The sequence below is a fragment of the Pseudoalteromonas sp. H105 genome, assembly GCF_001469215.1.
Taxonomy (GTDB): Bacteria; Pseudomonadota; Gammaproteobacteria; order Enterobacterales; family Alteromonadaceae; genus Pseudoalteromonas.
In genome coordinates, this window is the sequence record NZ_LOFH01000008.1 from 150,635 (window position 1) to 174,248 (window position 23,614).

Below are 23,614 nucleotides of genomic sequence, written 5' to 3' on the forward strand. Positions count from 1 at the left end.
CAAAAAAGATTTCATTTTTGTTCATCAATATTCACTTTATCTGTTTGCTTGGGAGGTGTTTTTTTATAACTGTGGGTAACAGAGTCTGCAGCACTTTTTAATTCATCGACAGACTCTTTTAATGCAGGACTTAGGTCTTGCATACTTTGCTGTTCTGCTTTTTTTAAGTTTTGGTGCAGTTCGTGTACACGAAGCTCTTCATTTACTTCAGCTTTAACCGAGTTGGCTAAAGACTTTATAGTTTTAATCCAGCGGCTTACTGTTCGAATAGCCACAGGCAGTCGCTCAGGCCCGAGTACCACAAGGCCAACAATTAAAACGATAACAAGTTCCCACATGCCCATTTAATTAAGCCTTATGGTCTTCTTTGTTTTTTTCAGTCGTGTCTTTGTTTTGCACAGAGTGGCTAGCTTGCTCTATGTTATCAGTGGTTTTTGTTTGTTCTTCTTCAGAAACTGCTTTTTTGAAGCCTTTTACGGCATTACCTAAATCGCCACCAATACCACGCAATTTCTTAGTACCAAAAAGTAATACTATGATTGCTAATACAATTAATAATTGCCAAATGCTAATACCACCAAAACCCATGAGTTACTCCAAAATTTATAATTGTGTTAACGCTGATTATACTCAGCAATATGTAAATAGCACTTAGTTTATGCGCTTCGCCACGCTAAAATAAAGCCAATTAATGAGCAACTTGCTGCAATACTGCTCGCAATCAAATCGTTTTGCAAATAACACAAACTTGACACAACCATCGCCGCGCCTGCAAATATACTCATAATAAGTGGTTTATGTGACACTGGTACTTGCACTGTAGGTAAATGTGACGACTTATGCTGTTGCTTTAGATTCTGATAAATCAGGTCCGGTAGTTCAGGCATTTTCTCTGCCCAAAATGGGAGATTTGCATACATTTGTTTGAATACCGAGAGGGGGCCTACCTGCTGCTTCACCCAGTCTTCTAAAAATGGTTTTGCTGTTTTCCATAGATCAAGTTGCGGGTATAACTGACGGCCAAGGCCTTCAACATACAGCAGTGTTTTTTGTAATAACACGAGCTGAGGCTGCACCTGCATATTAAAACGGCGTGCAGTATTAAATAAATTCACCAGTACATGACCAAATGATATTTCAGCGAGTGGTTTATTGAAAATAGGCTCGCAAACGGTACGAATGGCAAATTCAAACTCTTCAACACAGGTATCTCTAGGTACCCAGCCCGAATCAACATGTAACTGCGCGACTTGACGGTAATCCCGGTTGAAAAAGGCAATAAAGTTTTCTGCTAAATAGCGTTTATCTTCTTTATTTAATGTGCCGACTATGCCGCAATCAATACCAATAAATTTAGGGTTTTCAGGCGTGTCGTAAGAAACAAAAATATTACCTGGGTGCATATCCGCATGAAAAAAGCTGTCGCGAAATACTTGCGTAAAAAACACTTCAACTCCGCGCTCGGCAAGGAGTTTCATGTTAGTGTTTTGCGCTAGTAGTGATTCAGTATCGGATACAGCAATACCGTATATACGCTCCATCACTAAAATGTTTGCACGGCTATAATCACTATAAACGTAGGGGATATAAAGTGAATCAGAGTCTTCAAAATTTCGTCTAAGTTGAATGGCGTTAGCGCCTTCACGCATTAAGTCGAGTTCATCAAGGAGTGTTTTTTTATATTCTTTTACCACTTCAACTGGACGTAATCGTTTGGCTTCATTAACGATTTTAGCCACGATTTTCGCACATTGTTCCATTAATGCGAGGTCGGCATCAATTTGTACTTTGATATCAGGGCGAATTACTTTGATTACTACATCTTGTGGTTGGTTATTTTCATCAATTAACGTAGCAGTATGTACTTGTGCGATAGATGCGGAAGCCAATGGAGTTTGTTCAAAATCGCTAAAACACTCACTGATATCGTTTATATCCAGTGCATTCTCAATTAGCTTCTGGGCAAGGGCCCCCTCAAAAGGCAATACTTTATCTTGCAACAAAGCTAGCTCTAAAGCGATATCGTGTGGCAGTAAATCTCGTCGCGTTGAGAGCATTTGGCCAAACTTTATCCAAACGGGGCCAAGTTGTTGCAATGCTAGGCGCAAGCGAAGGCCTGCTGTTTTTTCTTTGTGTTTGTTTTTCAGCCAAAACAAACACACGCGACCTGCTTTACCATACCAAGGAATTTTTTTTGGCGGGATTAACTCATCTAAACCATAATTGAGCAGGGTTTTGGTAATGTAATAAAGCCGAGCTGCTGACACAAATAATCCTTACTGATTGGAGTGGTTTTGGCGTAATCGGTTAATACGTTGTTCTAATTGAGCAACGTTCCCTTTTAGTTGACGCGTATGCTGTTTGAATTGTTCAAGTTCAATGGGGTGAATCGTTACTTTTAGTTCATCTTGGCACAAATGACTGAGTGTTGCGGTGAGTTTTTTATCAGCTGTTTGACCTTTTTTTTGCGCACTTTTTAGTGATTGCCATAATTGCTGTGCTGGGGCGTCACCTAAATAACGAGCAAAGTGCTCAGGCCAGTCTATGTCTATCGCCGCAAAGGCATTACTAAATCCTTGTGCAATATTTAAATCACCTTGAAGATCGAGCTTATCTTGGCGGATTAGTTGGGTTAGCATCGCGGGGTTTTGCAGTGCCATTAACGTATCAATGTCACCGCTTATCATACAGTCGTATTGATTTTCAATGGTGTTATAAAGATGCAGCTGTTGACCTGAAAAAACCAATAAAAATTGCTGTTGCCAATCGCGTATTTCAACAAGAAGATGCTTGTGAGCGATTGGTGCAAGTTTATCGCTCAAGGTGCTGTCCAGTTTTAAGCTGGTATTTAAAATACGTTCTACCATCGCAACTAAAAAGTTAGTAACCATAACAAACACCTTAATTTTTTAGCAATGCTTAGTATTTAAAACCACGATGTAGAGCAACAATCCCGCCTGTGAGGTTTTGATAGGTCGTTTGTTCAAACCCCGCCTCATTCATCATTGCTTTTAGTGTGTCTTGATCAGGGTGCATACGAATAGACTCAGCTAAATATTTATATGACTCACTATCATTCGCGACTAATTTACCCATGGTTGGCAATAAATTAAATGAATAAAAATCATAGGCTTTACTCAAAACTTCATGCTCAGGTTTGGAAAACTCTAAAACTAATAAGCGGCCACCGGGCTTTAAAATACGGTACATTGAGCGCAGTGCTTTATCTTTATCAGTTACATTACGTAAACCAAACGCGATAGTGATTAAGTCAAAACTGTTATCTGGGAATGGTAAGGCCTCGGCATTCATTTGCACATAATCAATATTACCGACTAAGCCTAAGTTATGTAGTTTTTCACGGCCGACTTTGAGCATTGAAGAGTTAATATCACCGAGTACCACTTGGCCTGTTTCACCGACTAGTTGGCTAAATTTAGCAGTTAAGTCGCCCGTTCCACCTGCTAAGTCAAGTACATGGTGGCCTTTTCGCACGCCTGAGCTGGCAATGGTTTGACGTTTCCATAAACGGTGAATACCAAAAGACATTAAGTCATTCATCACATCGTATTTAGCTGCAACAGAGTGAAATACGTCGGCAACCATCGAGGCTTTGTCGGTTTCGGCCACTGTTTGATAGCCAAAATGCGTCGTCTTTTGTTGATTCTCGTTCATGATAAATCTCTTTCTTGGTTATAGAGACTAGTGTACTTGATAGTGGCCCTGAGGTGCAATTTGATTATGGAAAAAATGCTTGTGGATCAAGGTGCCGGTTATTGGCCTGCGATGAAGCTACTTTGCCCTAGTGAGCGCGCTTTGTGCGCTGCATTGGATGCTTTGCGGGCAAGTTTATTGAAGTCTTTTTCGTCACTGTGTTTTGCTATACCCAATGAAAGGTCAATGGTTGGTAATTTAATGCCGCTTTTTGAGCTTACAAAGCGGAGTTTTTCAACACCGTTACGGACTTTTTCGGCAATGACGTTGGCCGTTTCTGGATCGATATCAGCAAGCAAAACGGTAAATGCCGCTTTACCTGTGCGCCCAGGCAGGCCGCTTTCGAACACATACTTTTGAATTTGCTTGGCGACTTTGTTTAAGATCACTTCCCCTATCATGTCACCGTAATTATCAATAAAATGATCTAAATTATCGATTTGAATGGCAATAGCGCATACCGATTTTTGCTGATCTAACCATAACTGAGTCTGCTGGTTAAGATAGTGACGCTTGTATAAACCAGTTTGTTGGTCGGTGATGTGTTTTTTACGAAGCTGGACAAGTTGCTGTTGGGTTTTTTCTTGGAGTCTTTTGGCTTTTATAAGCTCTTGTTTGAATTGTTGATGTTGTGTGAGTAGGTGTGCCGTTTGTTTACTTAAGGTGTTTAATGCGGTGCGGCTTTGTTGGATATTGCTTTCATCTAAGGAGTGAACACAATCACTGACGTGGTTAGCAAAGCGCATAATATCTTTTTCTGTTGAGTTTGCGCTGCGCGACAACGAACTGATGATTCCATCAACATTACGAACCATAGATGTTTCTGCTTGGTGGGCTTTATCCATGTAGTCAAAGTACAGCTGTTCAATATATACGCAGTCAATTGTTTGCCCGAGTGTTAAGGCGCGATCAATCGTTGCATTTAATTCGGTGTTGGCTTGGCTTATGTAGGTATAAACAACATTATAATTTAGCGGCGACGGTGGTAATGCGTGATGCTCTAAAAAGATACATACTTTTGTCATTTTTTCTTGAGCAATAGCCATGGAGTCATGGAACATCATTTATATATACCAACTAAATACGCAAAATAGCTAAATTAATTGCCCCACTCCATAAGGCATCAATGCTTTCCTAGCATACGACATTCTCACTACATTAATCTGTATCGCGTATTTTTAAAAGTAAAAAAGTCATTTTTGGCACGGATCCTTCGATTTTTTTTGCTCTACCGCCTATTTTATCATCAATATTAAACTACTGATTAAGTACTAGACATAGCGTGGTTGATAATTGAGCATCGTCTTTGGTCGCATTTATTTTGGTAAAGGAGTTGCTATAAGGTAATTTACACACCACGTAAAGATTGCAGAACTTTAAAATGAAAATAAATACTAACAAAAAACCAAGCGGCGCTTTGCGTCACTCATTATTGAGCATTGCATTTGTTTGCTCGCTTAGCGCGTGCCAAGTTACCACGGTTGATAGCGATCAGCAGTTTACTACTGTGGCGCAATCAATTGTTGATTATCGCCAAAGTATAAGTCCCTATAGTAATCCGCAAGGAGTTGATGGCTATTTGTTAAGTAACTTAAGTGCAGAATTTTTAGACTCACAATATCAAAAAAATACCGCACTTTTAGCACAACTTGATGCAATAGATGTAAACAAGCTAAGTGAAGAAAACCGTATAAATTTGACAATTATTCGAGCGCAAGTACAAAACAGTGTCGATGAGTATGTTTTTAATAGCCACTATATGCCGCTGACCTCAGAATACGGCTTTCATTCAAGCTTATCATTTGTAGTAACGCAATCGGATTATAAATCGTTAGCCGATTACCAGTTATATCTAGAGCGCTTGCAACAAGTGCCACGTTTCTTCGCACAAAATATTGGTTGGATGCGTAAAGGCCTTGAAGTTGGTTTAACTCAACCTAAAGCGGTACTTGAGGGCTATCAAGATTCAATAACGGCCTACATTGTAGATGACGTTACACAGTCAGAGTTCTATAAGCCGTTTTTAAAGAACACAGCGGGTTTAAGTGAAGATGAATTTGGGCAGTTGCAACAGCAAGCGCAAAACGTCATAAAAGCCCATGTCATCACAGCATATCAAGGTTACTTGACCTTCTTTAACGAAGAATATCAGCCAGGTGCACGCAGCGACATTGGCATTTCATCAACGCCAAATGGCGAAGCATTTTATGCAAACCGTGCAAAGTATTACACCACTACTGATATGACGCCAAAAGAAATTCATGAGCTGGGCTTAAAAGAAGTCGCGCGTATTCGTGCAGAGATGGATGACGTTATTAAACAAGTTGGTTTTGAAGGCACATTCGCTGAGTTTGTGCACTTTTTACGTACCGACCCACAGTTTTATGCGACAACGCCAGAAGAGTTATTAAAAGAAGCATCTTACATTGCCAAGAAAATGGATGCACAATTACCTAAACTATTTCATACCTTACCGCGCATGCCATACGGTGTAGCCCCAGTGCCTGCGAGTATTGCACCTAAATACACAACGGGTCGTTATTCTGGCTCTCGTCGTGATGATCAGGCCGGGTTTTATTGGGTAAATACTTACGCACTTGATAAGCGCCCTTTGTATGTATTAGAAGCACTGACATTGCATGAAGCAGTGCCGGGGCATCACTTACAAATTGCATTAAATGCTGAGTTAGAATATTTACCAAGTTACCGCCGTGATGCGTATTTATCAGCGTTTGGTGAAGGCTGGGGTTTATATTCTGAATACTTAGGCCTTGAAGCCGGTTTTTATCAAGACCCATACAGTAATTTTGGCCGTTTAACTTATGAAATGTGGCGTGCCGCGCGTTTAGTTGTTGATACGGGCATGCACATGTATGGCTGGAGTCGCGAGCGCGCAATGAACTTTATGAGTGAAAACACAGCGCTTTCATTACACAATGTTAAAACAGAAACTGACCGTTATATTTCATGGCCAGCCCAAGCGCTGTCATATAAAATTGGTGAGCTGACGATTAAGCGTTTGCGTAAAGAGGCTGAGCAGGCTTTAGGGCAAAACTTTGATATTCGTGAGTTCCATAATCAAATTTTGCGCCATGGCTCGGTGCCACTTTCTGTATTAGAAGAGCAAGTTCGCTTATACATTCAATCTGAACTGGCTAAATCTGACGCATAACGCATTTTGCTAGGTCAGTAGCGTATTGCTACTGACCTTAGTATGCTTCAGAGACCCCCGCAATATTAATTTAATAAGCTGATCAATAAAGCAAAAAAGTCATCTTTATCGTTACAACCTTGCGCATTTACCATTAATTGTTCACCAAGAATAAGGGTTTGCTGCTGCACAGCTAAGCGGGCTTTCTTGTCTTCAATTCCATCAACGTCTGCAACATGGGCCAAACCAATTGTGCGGCGAATGAGCTCTGCGCCACAGTAACCGACAGCATCTTGCAGCACTTGTTGTAAGTAATAGCGTGCAAAGTCAGGATTTGCCAAACTTACATCATGACTATGTTGAGTAATAAGGCGACTCCACTTTTGCTCAAATAAAGTGTAACAATCTTGTAGGCAAGTTAGTAAGTGGGTTTGATATTGGCGGCGTTTAGCCTGTTCCTCTATACGTGCGTTTTGCGCACAATAATTCAATAAGATGTTACCCATAAACGAGCCGATATCAAAGCCTACAGGGCCAAAAAAGCCAAACTCAGGGTCGATTATCTTCGTTGTTCGTTGATCAACAAAAATGCTGCCGCTGTGCATGTCACCATGTAACAGTGTTTGCGGGCATGCTAAAAACTTGGCTTTTAATTTTGCAGCGGCTAATTTAAGTGCTGAGTTATTACGAATGCTGGCAACATGTTCGCTAAGCTCGGTAGGGAAATTATTACGCTCATGGATAACATAGGGGTCACTAAAAAATAGATCTTCGGTGATTTGGCACAACTCTGGGTTACTAAATTGACTCACTTTCGCTTTCTTATTTTGTGCGGCTAGATAAAAATCTGAATTATAAAAACCTGTATGGCTTAGGTAATGTGCTACATGTTCTGCAAGTAAAGGAAAGTGCTCAGCGTTAATTTGTGCGCCACGTAATATTTGTAAATAGCCTAAATCTTCAAGCACCGTAAGGGCAAGGTTAGGGTTGTAATGCACGACTTGTGCAGTGTGTTCTGAGCAAATAGCACCGTGGTTAATGAGTACTTCAGCCTCAATGCGGGCACGGTCTAATGTAAGCGGCCATGATTCTCCAACACAACGTGCATACGGCAGCGCCTGCTTTAAGATGATGCTGTTATTATTTTCATCGCTTATTCTAAATACAAGGTTTAAATTGCCATCACCAAACTCATAGGCTGTGAGTTCAGCCTCTTTTTGAAAACATCTCAGACCGTCATTTTCAATAAGGTATTTAATATAATCAATAGCGTGTTGGGCATTGAAAGCAAAGTATTCGGCCATAAAGAGAATCTCATAAAATAAGCATTTGTAGCATTCTATACTCTCAACCGTTTAGATGTCTATACTTCTTGGTTGTGTGATTTAAAAACTGCTGTAGAATAAATAACAGCGAAAATTTTGTCAGGATTAATGATGCAAGATCTCATAGCGAGCAGCTTAAAATATCAAAATAAAACATTAAGCGTGTTAGATCAGTACTTATTACCACATCAGCAAACATGGCATGTGTGTGAGGATGTAGCCACGATGCGAGATTTAATTTTAGGCTTAAAGATACGTGGTGCACCGTTGATTGGTTTAGGTGCAAGTTTACTGGTTGCGCATTTAGCTGAGCAGGGGGCTGAAAAAGCCACATTGGCGGCGGCTATTGATGAGCTAGAAGCCACACGACCAACAGCGGTTAATCTTATGCATAGTATGACAAAGTTACGTGTTGCTTTACAGCAAGATAATTTTGTTACAGCGATTGTAAGCAGCGCGGTCAGCTTATTTAATGAAGATATTGCCTTGTGTGAGAGTATGGCAAGTCATGGTGCAGCATTGGTGCAAAGTGGTGATAATATTCTTACCCACTGTAATACCGGCGCACTCGCAACTGCAGGTATTGGCACTGCTTTAGGTGTTATTTATAAGGCCCAGCAGCAACATGGTGATATTCATGTTTGGGTTGATGAAACTCGGCCGTTATTACAAGGTGGGCGATTAACCGCGTATGAACTTGAGCGTTGGCAAATACCTTACACGCTGATTTGCGACAACATGGCGGCAAGTCTAATGGCTGCAGGCAAGGTTGATAAAATTTTTGTTGGGGCTGACCGCATTGCTGCCAATGGTGACTTTGCTAATAAAGTGGGAACGTATAACTTGGCAGTGCTGGCTCACTTTCATAACATTCCATTTTATGTGGTGGCGCCACTAACCACATTAGATATACACACTGAGTGTGGTGAAAACATTGAGATTGAACAGCGTAATAGTGCCGAAGTACGTGGTGTCAGTGGTAGTTTTGGTGAGGCACAGTGGGCACCGAGTAATGCCCATGTGTATAACCCTGCATTTGATGTAACCCCCGCTAAACTCATTACTGGCTGGGTATTAGATACTGGCGTGTATCATCAATCGCAAGTGCTAGCGGGTGAATTAAAAGAGTTGGTTTAGCCTTTTTTAGCCACATATACCCAGGCATTGTTTCCGGTGCTAAATAACTCCTCTACTCGAATATAGTCATCGACTTCGTAGCTATCTGCATTCGCTAGTTCTTGCTCGGTAATGCTAAAAATGGTGCCTGTTACGGTATCAGTTGTTTGCCCTGTTTTTATTAAAGCGGGGTGAAACCGTTGGCCACTGCTTTTAAGCACTACGGCATCGGTTATTTCAACTTCACTGACAACATACCCAGTAAGCGTTGCCGGTTCGCCTTGGAGCAAACGACCAAATGTGTCGAGCTGTACTTGCTCTAGTTGCAGTGTGCCGTATGAAAATAGCTTTTCCATTTAAATTCCTGTCGATACTTAACCTAATAACGGAAATTGCTTAGCAATCCCAGACTCCGTACTCTGTGCCACCCAGCCTTCAGTGTTATTGAATAAACGAATAGCGGTAAATTCAGGATCGCTGCCCATATCAAACCAATGTGGAGTAAGCTCAGGCACTGAAATTAAATCGCCTTGCTGGCAAAGCACTTGATAAACTTTGTCATTAATATGCAGGCAAAATAGGCCTTGGCCCTTAACAAAAAAGCGTACTTCATCTTCGCTGTGAGTGTGCTCAAATAAAAATTTAGCCCTGAGTTCTGCTGCATTCGGGTTGCCTTTTGCTAGCGAAATCACATCTACAGTTTGATAACCACCTTGTTGTTTTAAGCGCTTTATATCGCTGCTGTAGGCGTTAATTATATCATCCTGACTGGTTGTCTCGGTAATGGTTGCGTTTGCCTGCCATTGTTCAAATCGTACATTTACTTTATTCAGCTCAGCTGCAATTTGTGCTGCATTTTGGGTATCTAATAATGCATTAGTGCCGTTACAATCGGCAAAAATAGTCAGTTGGCTCATGCTAAATGCTCCGCAGTAAATTGGCTGAAATCGTTAATATAATTATGTGCAGGCGAGCTTGCTTGACCATCGCGAATTAAGAGCAAGGTTTTTAAGCCTGCATTTTTAGCAGCATCAAGCTCTGCAACTACATCACTTAAAAAAAGCACTTCGTTGGCGACAAATGGAAGTTGTGAAATAATGTTTTGATAGGCTACGGATTCTTGTTTAGCACCCATCTTGGTATCAAAGTAATCAGTAAATAGCGGGCGAATATCGCCAAAGTCTGAGTACTGAAAAATTAACTGCTGGGCTTTTACTGAACCCGACGAGTAAACATACAACTGTTGCCCAGCTTGTTGCTGAGTTTGCAAAAATTGGTAGGCATCGGGGTATAAATGGCCAGTAAAATCGCCATTTTCGTAGCCAGTTTGCCAAATTAGCCCTTGTAGCTGCTTAAGTGGGGTAATTTTTTTATCTGTTGCTATCCATTCGAGTAACGTATTAATTACGGTGTCTATATCTGCATTTGGTTGATCAATTAGCGTCTTAACTGCATCAATTTGTTCAACGACTATAGTATGTTGCTGGTTGGCTGTTACAAATGTAGGCAATTGCGCTGCGGCATAAGGAAAAAGCACCTCTTTGACAAATGAAATGCGGGTGATGGTGCCTTCAATATCCGTTAATAATGCTTTGATCATAATGCGACCTCTGTGTGAAGACCTTCTAATTTTAAGCGTTCTAATTCGCAGCTAAATAAAAATTCAAGACCTTCTAATTGTCGGCGTACTTCGCGTATGTCACGGCCAACTACATATAATCCGTGGCCTCGAATAAGCACACCGTGCTCAATAGGGGTGTGTAGATGATGGTCACTGACTAATAAGCTTAAGCGGTCAATATTTTGGTCGTTATCAAAAATAGGAATGCTTAAAACCTCTAAATGCGAGCTTACGCCGCGCAGTGATTTTTGCATCTCGTAACCCTGTAAGTTTAAGTTGTGGCCTTTAATAATACGAGATAAAACCGTCGCCGCGACAGAGTGAGTATGCAAAACAAAATTAGCGCTAGGAATCAACTTATACATGCTTAAATGTAACTCGGTTTCAGCTGAAGGTTTAGAGCCTCCTGCTTGTTTATTCCCTTGATGATCAAGCTCAATAAAGGTGTGAGTACCTAGCTTACCTTTATCGAAGCCGCTGGCAGTGACAACAAAACCTGTACTGGTGCGCGCTGAAAAGTTTCCACCGGTTGCGGGTACCCAGCCTTGTTGGCTGATCCATTTTCCTGCTTCTATAAGTTCTGAAATAGCGGTATTGTTATGCATATATTCCTCAAGCTACCAAAGTTATTTAGACGGCTATACTTCTGCTATTTGCAATGATAGCATCGCTTTGGGTGCAAAACCATCATTAAGGGTAACCAGTGTTTGAAAGTAAATTGCCAAATTTAGGCACCAGTATTTTTAGTCAAATGAGCGCGCTTGCAAATCAGTTTTCGGCGATAAATTTATCCCAAGGTTTCCCAGAGTTTGATGCGCCAGAGCTACTTAAAAAACAGCTTAATCATTATGTACTCGAAGGACTTAATCAATATTCACCATCAAGTGGAGTACCACGCCTACAGCAACAGATAGCTGAACTAGCACAGCGTAAATATGATGCGAATATTAATGCGAGTGAGCAAGTTACCGTGACTTCGGGTGCTACCGAAGCGCTGTTTGTAGCGATTCAAGCAATTGTGCGTAAAGGTGATGAAGTTATTGTATTTGACCCCGCTTACGATTCGTACCAACCAGCCATTGAGCTTGCAGGTGGTCGCGCTGTACATGTTGCATTGCATGCGCCAGATTATGCAATTGACTGGTCAGTAGTCACAAATGCAATAACCACTAACACCCGCGCAATTATTATAAATACACCCCATAACCCAAGTGGTAAAACGTTTAAACAGCACGATATAGAGGCACTCAAAGGGTTAGTACTTGCACATAATTTGTATGTAATAAGCGATGAAGTCTATGAGCACATTACGTTTGATCAGCAGCCGCATTTAAGTGTACTACGTGATGAAGAATTGTTTTCTAAGAGTTTTGTTATCTCAAGCTTTGGCAAAACGTTTCACAGTACAGGGTGGAAAATGGGTTATTGCATTGCGCCAGCTGAGCTTGCGGTGGAGTTTCGCAAAATTCACCAATACGTGACGTTTTCAAGCTTTACCCCGGCGCAACACGCATTGGCTGATATGTTAGAACAGCAAGGCGAGCATGTGGATCAGCTTAGTGAGTTTTACCAACAAAAGCGTGACGTGCTCATTAATGCACTAAAAGAAAGCCGCTTTACTATATTGCCCAGTGAAGGCACCTACTTTTTATTACTCGATTACAGCGATGTTTCAGATTTAAATGATGTCGAGTTTTGCCACTGGTTAGTAGAGCAAGCAGGTGTTGCGGCTATTCCACTCCGTGTGTTTTACCAGCAACCCAGTAATGATAAAGTCATTCGCTTATGCTTTGCTAAAAATAAAGCCACACTGATTCAAGCAGCGGAAATTTTATGTCAACTTTAACTATTGCCTCTATTCAAACATCACTAAACTGGATCGATAAAGAAGCTAATTTAGCCGTATTTGACGATAAAATGGCTCACATTGATACTGCTGTCGATCTCATTTTATTACCTGAAACTTTTGCCACTGGCTTTGCTATTCAACTAGACTGCGCAGAGCCCGAAAATGGTGAAGTACTTAATTGGATGATTGCGCAGGCTAAGTTAACTAGTGCAGTCATTGCGGGTTCGGTGCTGGTGCAACAAGGTGATAAAAAAGCGAATCGCTTTTATTGGGTTTGGCCTAATGGCGAGGTGAAATTCTACGACAAGCGCCACTTATTTTGTTTAGGTAAAGAAGGTGAGTTTGTTAAAGCGGGTGAGCAACGCGAAGTGTTCACTCTTAATGGCTTTAGAATTTTACCGCAAGTGTGTTACGACTTACGTTTTCCGGTATTTCAGCGCAGCCGTGATGATTATGACGTGATGATTAATGTTGCCAATTGGCCAGCAGCACGGCGCAAAGTATGGGATACCTTGTTAATGGCGCGTGCTATGGAAAATCAATGCTACGTGATAGGCGTTAACCGTGTTGGTGATGATGGGAATGGTGTTGCGCATAGCGGCGGTAGTGCTGTGTATGATTTTAAAGGTGATACGTTGGCTAAAGCGAAGGACAATGAAAACTCTGTTTTGATCACGACACTTGATAAAGAACCTCTTGAGCAATTCAAACAAAGCTTTCCAGCGCATTTGGATGCGGATGGATTTAGTTTAGATTGCTGAATTAAAATGCAGAGATATACTCCGTAGCTTGGGCTAAGTATTACAAAATACGAGGAAAAAGAACGCTGCGAATAGGAAGGTTGTTTGCTTTGATTCTCATCCTCCTTCATTGGTGTAAAGGTTACGGACATAAACCGATAGGCTTTTCATACTGATATTAGTGTCAAACGTGGGGATGGGCTTGTTTACGTCCATGTAATCAATCGCGGGAGGCGCTTTGCAGCGGGCCCAAATGTTCCTGACATTTTATCGAACCCTAGTCGAGGGTTCTCACCCGCCTTCATCGGTGTAAAGGTTACGGACATAAAACGATAGGCTTTTCATACTGATATTTGTGTCAAACGTAGGGATGGGCTTGCTTACGTCCATGTAATCAATCGCTTCGCGACGCTTGCAGCGGCCTAAAATGTTCCTGACATTTTATCGAACCCTGGTCGAGGGTCCTCACCCGCCTTCTGCCATTTTAACAACAAAAAAAGCCCCACAATAAATTGCGGGGCTTTCTTCGTTATTAAATGGCGGAGAAGGAGGGATTCGAACCCTCGATAGAGCTACAAACCCTATACTCCCTTAGCAGGGGAGCGCCTTCGGCCACTCGGCCACCTCTCCGGCGCATAAACTGTCATTTTGATGATCGAGTGAACCACCAAAATCTAATAATGGTGGAGAGATAGGGATTTGAACCCTAGAGGGGCTATAAACCCCTGCCGGTTTTCAAGACCGGTGCATTCGACCACTCTGCCATCTCTCCGTTGGAAAAGAATAATACGCAGGTGATTGGGGTGTGTAAATAGTAAAAAAGATCGTTTGCTGGTTTTTTGTTCTAAAAGGGGCGTTTTTTTATAAAAGAGGAGGTTTTTAATTGTTTTAAGAAGAGGTTGCAGCAAACGAGGGAGCTAAAGAAGTATCTTCGTTTAGTGGTTGGGTGTTTGCTGCGCCGCTAAAATAATCATGGTTGGGTGATTATTTGTATTGTATTACGCCGCCTAGCGCGAGTGCTTTACCGTACTGGTTAAGTCGCTTGAGTATTTTTGCTTTGCGATTGGTTGGTTTTACGGCAACATGGGCTGCTGTATTTTGATTTAATGTATTTACTGTGTTCATTACTTTTGCTCCGGGTTATGTCTGTCTTGAAAACGTGGCTATTCTGACGTTTAATTGCACAAAAATAAAACGATAAAAAGTAAGGTGGCCAGATAAAAATAACTAATGCATTTAGGGTTTATTAACTTGGCGTTAAGTTTTTTATTTTGTAGTGTATTGCATGGTTATGAATTTTAATAATGCTATAAATAGCTTTTTTACAATGCTTTAAACTGTTTTTTGTTTTTAGTATGCATTTACTTTTGAATAAAGTGATTAATTATTCAGATTAATTTATTTTTTGTTTATTGCTATTTTGTTAGCAGCTTAATGGATGTTTAATCAATGCTAATAATAATAAAGCCAAGTACAAAAAAAAAGCACAAAAAAATGTGTACTTGGCTGTATAAAGAGTGCGAAAAGCGGTGTGTTTATGTTGATTCATTTGTAACAACAGGCAATTTCGATGTTGATTGTGCAAAAATAGCGCAACTCGCTAAGTCGCACGTGCGTGCTGTTGTACTAGGGGGAGATGGTACGCTCCACCTTGCTGTAAATGCATTACTCAAAACAGGTTGCTCACTGGCGTTATTGCCTTTAGGCACGGGGAATGACTTCGCAAGAGGTTTTGCATGCTCACAAGTAGCATGGCAGCAAGCTGTGTTTGCTGAACATCAGCAGGCAATTGATATTGGGCAAATCAATAATCGCTACTTTATTAACGTGGCGGGTGTTGGGTTTGATGCGCATGTTGTGAAAGCGTTACAAGATAAGACTAATTTATCGCCTTTAGGTTATAGCCTCGCAGGCTTTCAACATTTATTAAAATATAAACCAGCTAGACTGAATGGGCGTTTTGCTGATAAAAAAATCAGTCATAATAATTTAATTACAGTGTTTGCGAATCATCGTTATTTTGGTGGTGGATTAGCCATCGCCCCAAAAGCGCAGTTATCGGATGGTAAACTGGAATGTTATGCCATGCCAGCTCATGGATTGTTTTCAAATTTACATAGCTTTATCCGCTTGTTATTAGGGTGTCACCATACAATGAAAGGGCTGAGTTACCAGCGCTTGCACTCTGCTTGCATAACTAGTGAAGGGTTGCCCATTGAAGCTGATGGAGAGTTGATAGGGAAAACACCGGCGACGGTTAGCGTTCACCCGCGTGCCTTATTGTTTTGTGCGCCTTCAAAAAAATAAAAAAGCGCCTAACTAATAGGCGCTTTGGTGTTAGCTACGCTAATGCGTATTCTAACTGGGGAGGGTACTTTTTTGCTGGAGTGTCTTGGCAGCAAAAAATGCATGTATTCGTTTTGTAGGGGTGAGTACAATAGCATTACCAATCAGTACTAAGCTGAATCCTAAAAATGTATTGGCCTGCCACATAAAGCCTTCAAACACTGTGCTTAAGGTTACTGCTACCAATGGGAACAGCACAATAACGTAGCTTGCTCGCTCTGGGCCGATATTTTTAAGCAGTGCAAAATAGCAAGCAAACGCGATAACAGTGCCAAATACAGCTAAATAGATTAATGAATACCAGTAACTAGCTGGTGCACTAAAGCGCATACTTGCATCGCTTACAAGGAGATAGCAGAATAAGCCAACGGCGCTGTACAGCATGCCCCAAGCATTGCCTTGCATTACGCCAATATGTTGTTTGGAGTTTCTCACGCTCACCATATTACCTAATGAAGCCACAAAGGTGCCAGCAAGGGCAAGTAGTAAACCGACCAACACCTCATTATTCAAGTCGAATTGCTGTAGTTGTGGCCAAAATAGGCAGCCAATGCCTATTACTCCCAAGAGCGCACCGAAATAAATACGTTTTGCGATTGGTTTGCCAAAAAATAAACGCGTATTAATAATGTTCATTAATAAGAGTAATGAAAAAGCGATTGAGGCCATAGCTGATGTTAAGTGATTTTGTGCCCAGTACAGCATTAAGTAATTTAAACCAAAGTTACACAAGGCTAATAAAGCAAAGAACATATGATCTTTACTGGTGTACTGCATGGGTAACTTTTTAACGCTTACCCAGCACCACATTATAATGGCGGCAAGTGCAAAGCGGTAAAATAGCGATGTTTCAACGGCGACTTCACCTAATTGAAATTCAATAGCGAGCCATGTTGAGCCCCAAATAAGTACAGTAACAAGATAAAGCGCGATACTTTTCATTACATTGGTCCAGAGTTGATGGAGTGTGTAGGTTAAGTGTGTATTTTAGAGTGAATGTGTATACTTAACATATACAGAAAACCATAAATGTAACCTATACAGATTTTGTGGTTATATCGGCTAAACAGGATGAATGCTATGTCGTTAGTAGTCAGTAAAGGTAATCAGGACTTTTTATATCAACAAGTTATGCAGTTAGTGCGCGAGCTCTGTGAGCAAGGTACTTTACTGCCTGGTGAGAAGTTACCTTCGCTGAGAAAAATGGCAGAGAAACTTACAGTGAGCATCCCAACAGTTAAACTTGCCTACCAAACGCTTGAGGTGCAAGGGTTAATAGAAGCGCGTGAAAAATCTGGTTACTTTTTAAAAACAGCGGCAGTGCAAGTTGCAAGACCAAAACGCGTTAAATTAAGTCGCGAACCGGTGTCAGTCAATATGCAGGTGCTGATTGAGCAAGTGTATGATGCCATTCATCAAGTTGATATGGTGCCTTTTGGTATTGCTAACCCTGTTGCGGCAGCACCAACAGATAAAATGTTAGCGCGGACAATGCGTCGTGTAATGTCGATGGCAGGCAGTCGAGCTATTAATTATGGTGCTATGGATGGCTATGCGCCACTGAAAAAGCAACTCATTCATCGTTACTTAGATTTTGGTATTGGGATTGATAACCAAGAGTTAGTGATCACCAATGGCGCGCAGGAAGCGCTAACGATCGCATTAAAGTGTGTTGCAAAGGCGGGGGATGTAGTCGCGATCGAAACCCCGTGTTACTTCGGTATCATCGAATTGATCGAAAGCTTGGGCTTAAAAGCATTAGAGATCCCCCTGTGCCCTGATGATGGGATCTGGCTTGATGATCTCACTCAGGCATTGCACGATCATGATATTAAAGCATGTGTCTTTTCAACCGCGATCAATAACCCTGTAGGCAGTTTTATGCCTAATCATAAACGCAAGCAATTGGTTGAGTTATTAGAATCACGTGATGTTGTACTGATTGAAGATGATGTATATGGTGACTTGTACTTTGGCGCTGAGCGTGGCACACCTGCGCAAGCTTACTCAAAAAAAGGATTAGTGCTTACTTGTGCGTCATTCTCGAAAACTGCGGCGCCCAGTTATCGTGTCGGCTGGCTTATTGCGGGTAAATTTGCGGCTAGAGCTCGTCGTTTTAAGCGCGCCTTTAGTTGCTCTACTTCATTGATTAATCAGTGGACGCTGTATGAGTTTGTTGCCAGTGGTGAATATGATCGCAATTTAAAGCTGCTTAGGCAAACGCTTCGTGGTAATAAAGAGCGAATGATCTGGTGTTTGCAACAGGCACTACCGAGCACCGTAAGAATTAGTGATCCACAAGGAGGGTGTGTTGTGTGGATCGATTTAGGCAAAGATTACGATAGTGTTAGGTTATTTCATTTGGCATTGGATGAAGGCATTACAATTACTCCGGGTTATATATTCTCAGCGACAAATAAATACCGAAACTGCATACGCTTAAGTTATGGTTTACCATGGAGTGAACGTCTTGAAAGTGCAATTGCTAAGTTGGGTGAGTTGTTACATTTAGCGAAAAAATAAAAAAGCAGCAAAGAGGTTAAGGCCACATTGCTGCTAAAGGGATATCAAATTTTAAAATATCAGTTAGTTATTTTGTTTATAACTAAATAATTGGTAGCCTTTAAGTTCAGGAACTAGTTTAACAAGCTGCTGTTCTTGTTCTGCGATGGTTGAAAAGTTTGAGCATAATGCATCGGCACGTTTTTCTAATTGATCAGCCTGTACTTGTACTCGCTCCTCAATTTGTGCCCCCATATTTTCCATACGGGTTTCAAACTCCTGCATGTCGCCGCCAGAGCCCATTAACTCTGAGCCTAGGGCCATTAAAATACTGCCCATTGATTGCATCATAGCTGATTGAACTGCGCTTTCAATTTGTTCATCAAAGTGGTGTTCAAAGTTTTCACCGAACTCGTTAAAGCTTTGTTGACCCATTACAAATGCGCCTTGTTGGTAAAATGTCTCTTCAACTTCGACCTGAATGTCAGCCATTAGATCATTAATGCTATCAAAACCTTGGATGTTGAATGCACTGGCGACTTCTTCTATCGCTACACCCGCGATTTTTACACCATCAAGCGCAATATTGGCGACTTCAGGTAACTGACTACGCAAGCTATCTGAGTAATCAGTCATTGCTTGGCGCTGTTGGCTACTCAATTGCATTGTTTGACCGTTAATGATTAAGTCAGCATTTCTGGTAAAGATCATTTTTTGATTATCAGCGGTGAAAATTTCTAGCTCACTGGGTAAAATTCTTACATCGTTTTGAAACTCGACTTCACACGAATCACCACTAAATGAGATGTTGGTATCGTGATCATCATGTGCCATTGCGCCTGTAGCAATAAATAAAGAACCGACTAAAAGTAACTTTTTCATTTTTGTAATCCTGTTAACTGTTGATTTTAACGATTGTATAATTCTATGTATCAAGTTTGATGCCAACTTTTTATTTGTTATAAAACATGTTGTTATGGTTTTTCTGGCAATATGCTAATGACCGGTTTTTTTAATAAAAGCTAACTTTTAGTTATTTTGACCAAAGTTTATAACTCTATAAAAAATACTTATCGTATCGATAAAAAACTCTCACTTTCCAGAATTCAAATTTAGCGCTATTTATTCACATTACTGACATATCCCCTTTGTACGATAGGGTATGACTTTATTTTGATGTTTTTTCATACAGTGGAATCGCATCAAACATTTTAATCCTGCCAATGACAGTAATCACACTGCTTTGGTCTAAAACACTTTATGGAGTGGGTTGTGGGTAAGACATTTAGTTACGATGCGCTAGATGACGATTTTGTTGAAGATGAGTACGAAATGGTTGGGCGCAATCAGCACGACAAGAAAAAGCAAAAGGTGAAGAAAAAGTTGGAAGACTACCTTGAGCAAAAACGCTTACGTAAAAATTTAGGTGACGAAGATTTTGATGAATACCTAAACGATTAATTAAAGTAAAGAGGCGTTTGCCTCTTTATTGATTTTCACGCACCGAGTGCTTTTCTTATATTATCTTCAATTGCTTCTGGTTTAGTAAAAGGTGCAAAACGTTTAATTGCTCTGCCATCTTTGCCGATTAAAAATTTAGTAAAGTTCCATTTTATTTTTCGCGTTATAAATCCAGGTAACTCTGATTTTAAATGCCTAAAGACTGGGTGGGCATGCTCGCCATTTACATCCACTTTGCTCATGATTTGAAAATTAACGCCGTAATTTATTAAACAGCCTTGCTTTATTTGTGTCGCATTCCCAGGCTCTTGTTTACCAAATTGATTGCAAGGGAAGCCAATAATAACTAAGCCTTGTGAATGGTATTTTTCATGAAGTGCCTGGAGCCCTTCGTATTGACCAGTAAAGCCGCATTGACTCGCTGTGTTGACAATTAGAACAACTTTATCTTTAAAGTTATTAAATTCAATGTTTTGCCCTTGAAGGCTAGTGGCGCTAAGGTGGTAAAAATCATTCATAATAAATACTTATTATTGTTGTTATTTAAATTCTATCCTGAGTAGCGAAAGACTTAAAGGATAAAATTTAAGCGTTGTTAAAGCTGCCCAGTAAATGTTCTATTAAAAGTCTTACTCGGTACGGCATTAGATCTTTACGCGGGTACACTAACCAAGAGGCATTATCACTGACTTGAAATTCATCAAGCAATGTAACTAATTTACCCGAAGCTAAATAAGGTTGCACGATATCGCTCGCTAAATGTGCAATACCTAAGCCCATTAATGTTGCATTGAGCAGTGCTTGAGGATGATTGCTACGCCAGTTTCCGTTGACTTTTACCTCTTTAATATCTCCGTTAAAACTGAAACGCCAACGTTTGTTCATAGCAATCAAGCAATTGTGTTCAATTAATTGTGAGGGGTTATGTGGTGGAGCATTGGTTGCTAAATATTCCGGACTGGCTACCAAGGTCATAACGCGTGGGCATAGTGGCCGTGCAATTAAATTGGAGTCTTGCATACGACCAAAACGAATGGCTAAATCAAACCCTTCTTCAACTAAGTCTACATTGCGGTTATTGAAGTCCATATCAATTTCAACCTCTGGGTAGCGCTTAACAAAATCAACTATTTTAGGGGCAACGGTGGTTGCAACAAACTCACCTGCACCGGTAATGCGAATGAGCCCTTTTGGTTGCCTTTGCTCACCTTGTAGTTGGGTGTTCGCATCGAGTAGCTCTTGCTTAATTGTTTTGAGCTTTATGGCATATTCTCGTCCTGCATCTGTGAGACTTATTTTTCGTGTGGTTCTTTGAAATAACACGGAACCTAGCCGGTTTTCTAGTTGTTGTATTTGGCGGCTGATATGTGACGTTGAAACTTCCATCGCTTTTGCTGCGTGAGTAAAGCTGCCATGCTCGACGACATGTAAAAATTCATCTAAACCTTGCCACATTATTTTGACTCATAAAGTAAGTAATCGCACTATATTGTATTAATTGTTGCAGCTGTGCAAAAGTGATTGCCCAATTACTGCCTTTAATTTAGCATTTAAAGGCTTACAATTAGCTGGTCAGATTATTTTCGCTCACGTTAATGAGCCTCTATCAAGCCATGGAGCAAGCATGTTAAATTTTAGTTTTTCAAACCCAACCAAAATCCACTTTGGCGAGCAGCAAATCGCATCAATTAAGCATGAAATTCCAGCCGATGCCAAGGTTCTGGTGACGTACGGCGGTGGCAGTATTAAAAAGAATGGTATTTATGAGCAAGTTGCAGCTGCTTTGAGTGAGCACTCATGGTTTGAATTTGCGGGTATTGAGCCAAATCCAAGTTATCAAACATGCATGAAAGCAGTTGAGTTGGTTCAAGAAAAGCAGATTGATTATATTCTTGCTGTTGGGGGAGGCTCTGTCATTGATGGCAGTAAATTTATTGCCGCAGCGGCGCAATATGACGGTGAACCATGGGATATTTTGGCCAAAGGTGGCGAAATCAAATCTGCTATCGCTTTAGGTGTAGTGCTAACATTGCCAGCAACTGGCTCTGAGTCAAATTCATTTAGTGTGGTTTCAAACCTTGAAAGTCACGATAAATTACCGTTTGCCAGCCCATTTGTGCAACCGCAGTTTGCAGTACTCGATCCTGCTGTAACTTATTCGCTACCTAAACGCCAAGTTGCAAATGGCATTGTTGATGCGTTTGTTCATACCATGGAGCAATACCTTACATATGATGTCGGTGCTAAATTACAAGATCGTTTCGCTGAAGGTATCTTGATGACACTTATTGAAGAAGGCCCTAAAGCGTTCAGTGAGCCTGATAACTACAAGGTACGTGCGAATATTATGTGGTCAGCAACAATGGCGTTGAATGGTTTAATTGGTGCTGGTGTGCCACAGGATTGGGCAACGCATATGTTAGGTCATGAAATGACCGCAGTATACGGTTTAGACCATGCACAAACATTAGCGGTTGTTTTACCACGCATGATGGCTGAACAAAAAGAAACAAAGCGCGGTAAAATTCTACAGTATGCGGATCGTGTTTTAGGTTTGGATATCAGCGATGAAGAGCACGCAATAAATCAAGCGATTGCTAAAACGGAAGCGTTTTTCCACAGTGTGAATATGCCAACACGTTTAAGTGATTATGAGCTTGGCGAAGACGTTGCTGATAAAATTGTTGAGCAACTTGAGCGCCATGGTATGACTGCACTAGGTGAGAGAGAGCAAGTCACACTGGATAAGAGCCGTGCTATTTTACTAGCCAGCGTGTGAATTTAGTCACCTAGTTTAATATTAAAAACAAACCCATACCAACCACTGTCGTGTAGTAAATGTTGTGTGTTTTGTACGCGACTAAAACCGCTGCAATTGCAGCACTCAGGTATGGGTTTTGCCAATCTAAATTAATCCCTTCATCATTTACAAATACAATAGGCACCCAAATTGCGGTCAGTACTGCGGGTGCACTAAAACTGAGAAATTGCTGCATTTTTGGGCCGACCTTAAATGGCAAGGCGCGGTGCAAAAATAAATAGCGGGTGAAAAATGTAATGCAAGCCATAAGTAAGATAGTAGTCATCATTGGCTGTGCTCCTGTTTTGACTGTAAACGACTGACACCATAGCCTACGGACATTGCACTCAGGGCCGCTGCAACAAGCCATAATTCAAAATGTAGACTTTTTAAAACGGTTGCAACAACACCCGCAGTAAGCACTGTTAACAAGGTCGCAAGATTTTTAATGCCGGGGATCACTAAAGCAATAAAGGTTGCCGCGATAGCAAAATCTAACCCTAAGTTTGTTAAATCTGGTAATAAACTGCCTGCTACAATGCCAATTAGCGTCCATAAGTTCCATGCTATATAAAAACTAAACCCCGCACTGAGTGCATAAATTAAACGTGTTTTAGTTCGATAGGCTTTACGATGGTGAGAAAAAGCAAACAATTCGTCAGTAAGCACAAAGCTCACCGGTAACCGCCATCTTAACGGTTGATCAATCACTTTGTGGCGCACAGCCAAACCATACAAAAAGTGACGAGAGCTAATAATGAAAGTGGTAAATAAAATTGTGAGCAGTGGCGTATTACCCGCTATAAGTTCAATAGCAACCAATTGTGCAGAGCCTGCAAACACTAATAATGACATGGCTTGCGTTTCATAAGCGCTAAAGCCATTTTGAATTGCTAAAGAGCCGCATAGAATGCCCCATGGGATCACCGCTAAACACAGTGGTAACATATCTAAGAACCCTTTAAGTAACGCTTTCTTCACTGTTTTAC

General features: G+C 41.0%; 26 protein-coding genes and 2 tRNA genes. 8 read left to right on the forward strand and 20 right to left on the reverse strand.

From position 1 onward, the window contains the following. Positions 1-11: 11 nt before the first annotated feature. The 6 genes from tatB to ATS75_RS14330 all read right to left on the reverse strand — a co-directional run bounded on the left by tatB (position 12) and on the right by ATS75_RS14330 (position 4,760). Positions 12-344, reverse strand: coding sequence for a Sec-independent protein translocase protein TatB (tatB, locus tag ATS75_RS14305; RefSeq protein WP_058561097.1), 333 nt, complete (start codon positions 342-344; stop codon positions 12-14). Positions 345-348: 4 nt separating this feature from the next. After that, entirely contained in the window at positions 349-588 is a 240-nt protein-coding gene (gene tatA / locus ATS75_RS14310) for a Sec-independent protein translocase subunit TatA (protein ID WP_058561098.1), read from the reverse strand. Positions 589-656: 68 nt separating this feature from the next. Next, positions 657-2,267, reverse strand: a complete 1,611-nt coding sequence (gene ubiB / locus ATS75_RS14315) for a ubiquinone biosynthesis regulatory protein kinase UbiB (protein WP_058561099.1) — start codon at positions 2,265-2,267, stop codon at positions 657-659. A gap of 9 nt (positions 2,268-2,276) precedes the next feature. Continuing rightward, positions 2,277-2,891, reverse strand: coding sequence for an SCP2 domain-containing protein (locus tag ATS75_RS14320; RefSeq protein WP_058561100.1), 615 nt, complete (start codon positions 2,889-2,891; stop codon positions 2,277-2,279). Between the two features lie 28 nt (positions 2,892-2,919). Further along, positions 2,920-3,675 carry a bifunctional demethylmenaquinone methyltransferase/2-methoxy-6-polyprenyl-1,4-benzoquinol methylase UbiE gene (ubiE, locus tag ATS75_RS14325; protein ID WP_058561101.1) on the reverse strand — a complete coding sequence of 252 codons (756 nt, stop codon included), beginning with the start codon at positions 3,673-3,675 and terminating at the stop codon, positions 2,920-2,922. Between the two features lie 98 nt (positions 3,676-3,773). Next, positions 3,774-4,760, reverse strand: coding sequence for a GGDEF domain-containing protein (locus ATS75_RS14330; RefSeq protein WP_058561102.1), 987 nt, complete (start codon positions 4,758-4,760; stop codon positions 3,774-3,776). Between the two features lie 335 nt (positions 4,761-5,095). On the opposite strand from ATS75_RS14330, the gene ATS75_RS14335 reads away from it, so the two are divergent. Continuing rightward, positions 5,096-6,886 (forward strand): DUF885 domain-containing protein, encoded by a 1,791-nt coding sequence (locus tag ATS75_RS14335; RefSeq protein ID WP_058561103.1) that lies wholly within the window; start codon positions 5,096-5,098, stop codon positions 6,884-6,886. 65 nt (positions 6,887-6,951) lie between these two features. Here ATS75_RS14335 and mtnK read toward each other — a convergent pair whose 3' ends face one another. After that, the gene (gene mtnK, locus ATS75_RS14340; protein WP_058561104.1) at positions 6,952-8,169 is read right to left on the reverse strand and encodes an S-methyl-5-thioribose kinase; all 1,218 of its coding nucleotides are present in this window, start codon (positions 8,167-8,169) and stop codon (positions 6,952-6,954) included. 132 nt (positions 8,170-8,301) lie between these two features. Here mtnK and mtnA point away from each other — a divergent pair, with 132 nt between their 5' ends. Then, positions 8,302-9,327 (forward strand): S-methyl-5-thioribose-1-phosphate isomerase, encoded by a 1,026-nt coding sequence (mtnA, locus tag ATS75_RS14345; protein ID WP_058561105.1) that lies wholly within the window; start codon positions 8,302-8,304, stop codon positions 9,325-9,327. On the opposite strand, the gene ATS75_RS14350 is transcribed toward mtnA, so the two are convergent. Genes ATS75_RS14350 through ATS75_RS14365 form a run of 4 tightly spaced genes read right to left on the reverse strand, consistent with a single transcriptional unit; the run spans position 9,324 to position 11,532 of the window. Further along, complete coding sequence (locus tag ATS75_RS14350; RefSeq protein ID WP_058561106.1) at positions 9,324-9,662, reverse strand: gamma-glutamylcyclotransferase family protein; 339 nt, start codon at positions 9,660-9,662, stop codon at positions 9,324-9,326. The genes mtnA and ATS75_RS14350 overlap by 4 nt on opposite strands. Before the next feature lie 18 nt (positions 9,663-9,680). Next, positions 9,681-10,223 (reverse strand): 1,2-dihydroxy-3-keto-5-methylthiopentene dioxygenase, encoded by a 543-nt coding sequence (locus ATS75_RS14355; RefSeq protein WP_058561107.1) that lies wholly within the window; start codon positions 10,221-10,223, stop codon positions 9,681-9,683. Further along, positions 10,220-10,906: an acireductone synthase gene (gene mtnC, locus ATS75_RS14360; protein WP_058561108.1), complete on the reverse strand. Its 687-nt coding sequence runs from the start codon at positions 10,904-10,906 to the stop codon at positions 10,220-10,222. Before mtnC ends, ATS75_RS14355 begins: the two co-directional genes overlap by 4 nt. Further along, on the reverse strand, positions 10,903-11,532 hold the full coding sequence (locus ATS75_RS14365) for a methylthioribulose 1-phosphate dehydratase (protein WP_058561109.1): 630 nt from the start codon (positions 11,530-11,532) through the stop codon (positions 10,903-10,905). Before ATS75_RS14365 ends, mtnC begins: the two co-directional genes overlap by 4 nt. Positions 11,533-11,630: 98 nt before the next feature. Between ATS75_RS14365 and ATS75_RS14370 the strand changes: the two genes are divergently transcribed. Beyond that, complete coding sequence (locus ATS75_RS14370; protein WP_058561110.1) at positions 11,631-12,773, forward strand: methionine aminotransferase; 1,143 nt, start codon at positions 11,631-11,633, stop codon at positions 12,771-12,773. Further along, positions 12,761-13,537: an amidohydrolase gene (locus ATS75_RS14375; protein ID WP_058561111.1), complete on the forward strand. Its 777-nt coding sequence runs from the start codon at positions 12,761-12,763 to the stop codon at positions 13,535-13,537. The genes ATS75_RS14370 and ATS75_RS14375 overlap by 13 nt, the downstream gene beginning before the upstream one ends. Before the next feature lie 516 nt (positions 13,538-14,053). Here the strand turns inward: ATS75_RS14375 and ATS75_RS14380 are convergent. The 3 genes from ATS75_RS14380 to ATS75_RS20500 all read right to left on the reverse strand — a co-directional run bounded on the left by ATS75_RS14380 (position 14,054) and on the right by ATS75_RS20500 (position 14,641). Further along, positions 14,054-14,146 (reverse strand) — tRNA-Ser (locus ATS75_RS14380). 51 nt (positions 14,147-14,197) lie between these two features. Then, positions 14,198-14,288 (reverse strand) — tRNA-Ser (locus ATS75_RS14385). A 212-nt stretch (positions 14,289-14,500) separates the two neighbouring features. After that, entirely contained in the window at positions 14,501-14,641 is a 141-nt protein-coding gene (locus ATS75_RS20500) for a hypothetical protein (RefSeq protein WP_167850806.1), read from the reverse strand. A 324-nt stretch (positions 14,642-14,965) separates the two neighbouring features. Between ATS75_RS20500 and ATS75_RS14390 the strand changes: the two genes are divergently transcribed. Beyond that, the gene (locus tag ATS75_RS14390; protein WP_082665492.1) at positions 14,966-15,823 is read left to right on the forward strand and encodes a diacylglycerol/lipid kinase family protein; all 858 of its coding nucleotides are present in this window, start codon (positions 14,966-14,968) and stop codon (positions 15,821-15,823) included. A 51-nt stretch (positions 15,824-15,874) separates the two neighbouring features. On the opposite strand, the gene ATS75_RS14395 is transcribed toward ATS75_RS14390, so the two are convergent. Next, entirely contained in the window at positions 15,875-16,804 is a 930-nt protein-coding gene (locus tag ATS75_RS14395) for a DMT family transporter (protein WP_058561112.1), read from the reverse strand. Between the two features lie 138 nt (positions 16,805-16,942). Between ATS75_RS14395 and ATS75_RS14400 the strand changes: the two genes are divergently transcribed. Then, positions 16,943-18,385 carry a PLP-dependent aminotransferase family protein gene (locus ATS75_RS14400; protein WP_058561113.1) on the forward strand — a complete coding sequence of 481 codons (1,443 nt, stop codon included), beginning with the start codon at positions 16,943-16,945 and terminating at the stop codon, positions 18,383-18,385. Between the two features lie 63 nt (positions 18,386-18,448). Here the strand turns inward: ATS75_RS14400 and ATS75_RS14405 are convergent, their stop codons facing one another. Beyond that, positions 18,449-19,246 (reverse strand): YggN family protein, encoded by a 798-nt coding sequence (locus tag ATS75_RS14405; protein WP_058561114.1) that lies wholly within the window; start codon positions 19,244-19,246, stop codon positions 18,449-18,451. A gap of 390 nt (positions 19,247-19,636) precedes the next feature. On the opposite strand from ATS75_RS14405, the gene ATS75_RS14410 reads away from it, so the two are divergent. Beyond that, on the forward strand, positions 19,637-19,825 hold the full coding sequence (locus tag ATS75_RS14410; RefSeq protein WP_082665493.1) for a PA3496 family putative envelope integrity protein: 189 nt from the start codon (positions 19,637-19,639) through the stop codon (positions 19,823-19,825). Between the two features lie 35 nt (positions 19,826-19,860). Here the strand turns inward: ATS75_RS14410 and ATS75_RS14415 are convergent, their stop codons facing one another. After that, positions 19,861-20,343 carry a glutathione peroxidase gene (locus tag ATS75_RS14415; RefSeq protein WP_058561116.1) on the reverse strand — a complete coding sequence of 161 codons (483 nt, stop codon included), beginning with the start codon at positions 20,341-20,343 and terminating at the stop codon, positions 19,861-19,863. 67 nt (positions 20,344-20,410) lie between these two features. Further along, positions 20,411-21,280, reverse strand: coding sequence for a LysR family transcriptional regulator (locus ATS75_RS14420; protein ID WP_058561117.1), 870 nt, complete (start codon positions 21,278-21,280; stop codon positions 20,411-20,413). A gap of 169 nt (positions 21,281-21,449) precedes the next feature. On the opposite strand from ATS75_RS14420, the gene ATS75_RS14425 reads away from it, so the two are divergent. Next, positions 21,450-22,604 (forward strand): iron-containing alcohol dehydrogenase, encoded by a 1,155-nt coding sequence (locus ATS75_RS14425; RefSeq protein WP_058561192.1) that lies wholly within the window; start codon positions 21,450-21,452, stop codon positions 22,602-22,604. 10 nt (positions 22,605-22,614) lie between these two features. Here ATS75_RS14425 and ATS75_RS14430 read toward each other — a convergent pair whose 3' ends face one another. Then, positions 22,615-22,914, reverse strand: a complete 300-nt coding sequence (locus ATS75_RS14430; RefSeq protein WP_058561118.1) for an AzlD domain-containing protein — start codon at positions 22,912-22,914, stop codon at positions 22,615-22,617. Beyond that, positions 22,911-23,573 carry an AzlC family ABC transporter permease gene (locus tag ATS75_RS14435; protein WP_058561193.1) on the reverse strand — a complete coding sequence of 221 codons (663 nt, stop codon included), beginning with the start codon at positions 23,571-23,573 and terminating at the stop codon, positions 22,911-22,913. Before ATS75_RS14435 ends, ATS75_RS14430 begins: the two co-directional genes overlap by 4 nt. Positions 23,574-23,614 lie beyond the last annotated feature (41 nt).

Bases quoted from the DNA above. Each gene is read 5' to 3' on its own strand.
- tatB (WP_058561097.1), bottom strand. From the start codon at position 344: ATGGGCATGTGGGAACTTGTTATCGTTTTAATTGTTGGCCTTGTGGTA.
- tatA (WP_058561098.1), bottom strand. From the start codon at position 588: ATGGGTTTTGGTGGTATTAGCATTTGGCAATTATTAATTGTATTAGCA.
- ATS75_RS14320 (WP_058561100.1), bottom strand. From the start codon at position 2,891: ATGGTTACTAACTTTTTAGTTGCGATGGTAGAACGTATTTTAAATACC.
- ubiE (WP_058561101.1), bottom strand. From the start codon at position 3,675: ATGAACGAGAATCAACAAAAGACGACGCATTTTGGCTATCAAACAGTG.
- ATS75_RS14330 (WP_058561102.1), bottom strand. From the start codon at position 4,760: ATGGCTATTGCTCAAGAAAAAATGACAAAAGTATGTATCTTTTTAGAG.
- ATS75_RS14335 (WP_058561103.1), top strand. From the start codon at position 5,096: ATGAAAATAAATACTAACAAAAAACCAAGCGGCGCTTTGCGTCACTCA.
- mtnK (WP_058561104.1), bottom strand. From the start codon at position 8,169: ATGGCCGAATACTTTGCTTTCAATGCCCAACACGCTATTGATTATATT.
- mtnA (WP_058561105.1), top strand. From the start codon at position 8,302: ATGCAAGATCTCATAGCGAGCAGCTTAAAATATCAAAATAAAACATTA.
- ATS75_RS14350 (WP_058561106.1), bottom strand. From the start codon at position 9,662: ATGGAAAAGCTATTTTCATACGGCACACTGCAACTAGAGCAAGTACAG.
- ATS75_RS14355 (WP_058561107.1), bottom strand. From the start codon at position 10,223: ATGAGCCAACTGACTATTTTTGCCGATTGTAACGGCACTAATGCATTA.
- mtnC (WP_058561108.1), bottom strand. From the start codon at position 10,906: ATGATCAAAGCATTATTAACGGATATTGAAGGCACCATCACCCGCATT.
- ATS75_RS14365 (WP_058561109.1), bottom strand. From the start codon at position 11,532: ATGCATAACAATACCGCTATTTCAGAACTTATAGAAGCAGGAAAATGG.
- ATS75_RS14375 (WP_058561111.1), top strand. From the start codon at position 12,761: ATGTCAACTTTAACTATTGCCTCTATTCAAACATCACTAAACTGGATC.
- ATS75_RS20500 (WP_167850806.1), bottom strand. From the start codon at position 14,641: ATGAACACAGTAAATACATTAAATCAAAATACAGCAGCCCATGTTGCC.
- ATS75_RS14390 (WP_082665492.1), top strand. From the start codon at position 14,966: ATGCTAATAATAATAAAGCCAAGTACAAAAAAAAAGCACAAAAAAATG.
- ATS75_RS14395 (WP_058561112.1), bottom strand. From the start codon at position 16,804: ATGAAAAGTATCGCGCTTTATCTTGTTACTGTACTTATTTGGGGCTCA.
- ATS75_RS14400 (WP_058561113.1), top strand. From the start codon at position 16,943: ATGTCGTTAGTAGTCAGTAAAGGTAATCAGGACTTTTTATATCAACAA.
- ATS75_RS14405 (WP_058561114.1), bottom strand. From the start codon at position 19,246: ATGAAAAAGTTACTTTTAGTCGGTTCTTTATTTATTGCTACAGGCGCA.
- ATS75_RS14415 (WP_058561116.1), bottom strand. From the start codon at position 20,343: ATGAATGATTTTTACCACCTTAGCGCCACTAGCCTTCAAGGGCAAAAC.
- ATS75_RS14420 (WP_058561117.1), bottom strand. From the start codon at position 21,280: ATGTGGCAAGGTTTAGATGAATTTTTACATGTCGTCGAGCATGGCAGC.
- ATS75_RS14425 (WP_058561192.1), top strand. From the start codon at position 21,450: ATGTTAAATTTTAGTTTTTCAAACCCAACCAAAATCCACTTTGGCGAG.
- ATS75_RS14430 (WP_058561118.1), bottom strand. From the start codon at position 22,914: ATGATGACTACTATCTTACTTATGGCTTGCATTACATTTTTCACCCGC.
- ATS75_RS14435 (WP_058561193.1), bottom strand. From the start codon at position 23,573: ATGTTACCACTGTGTTTAGCGGTGATCCCATGGGGCATTCTATGCGGC.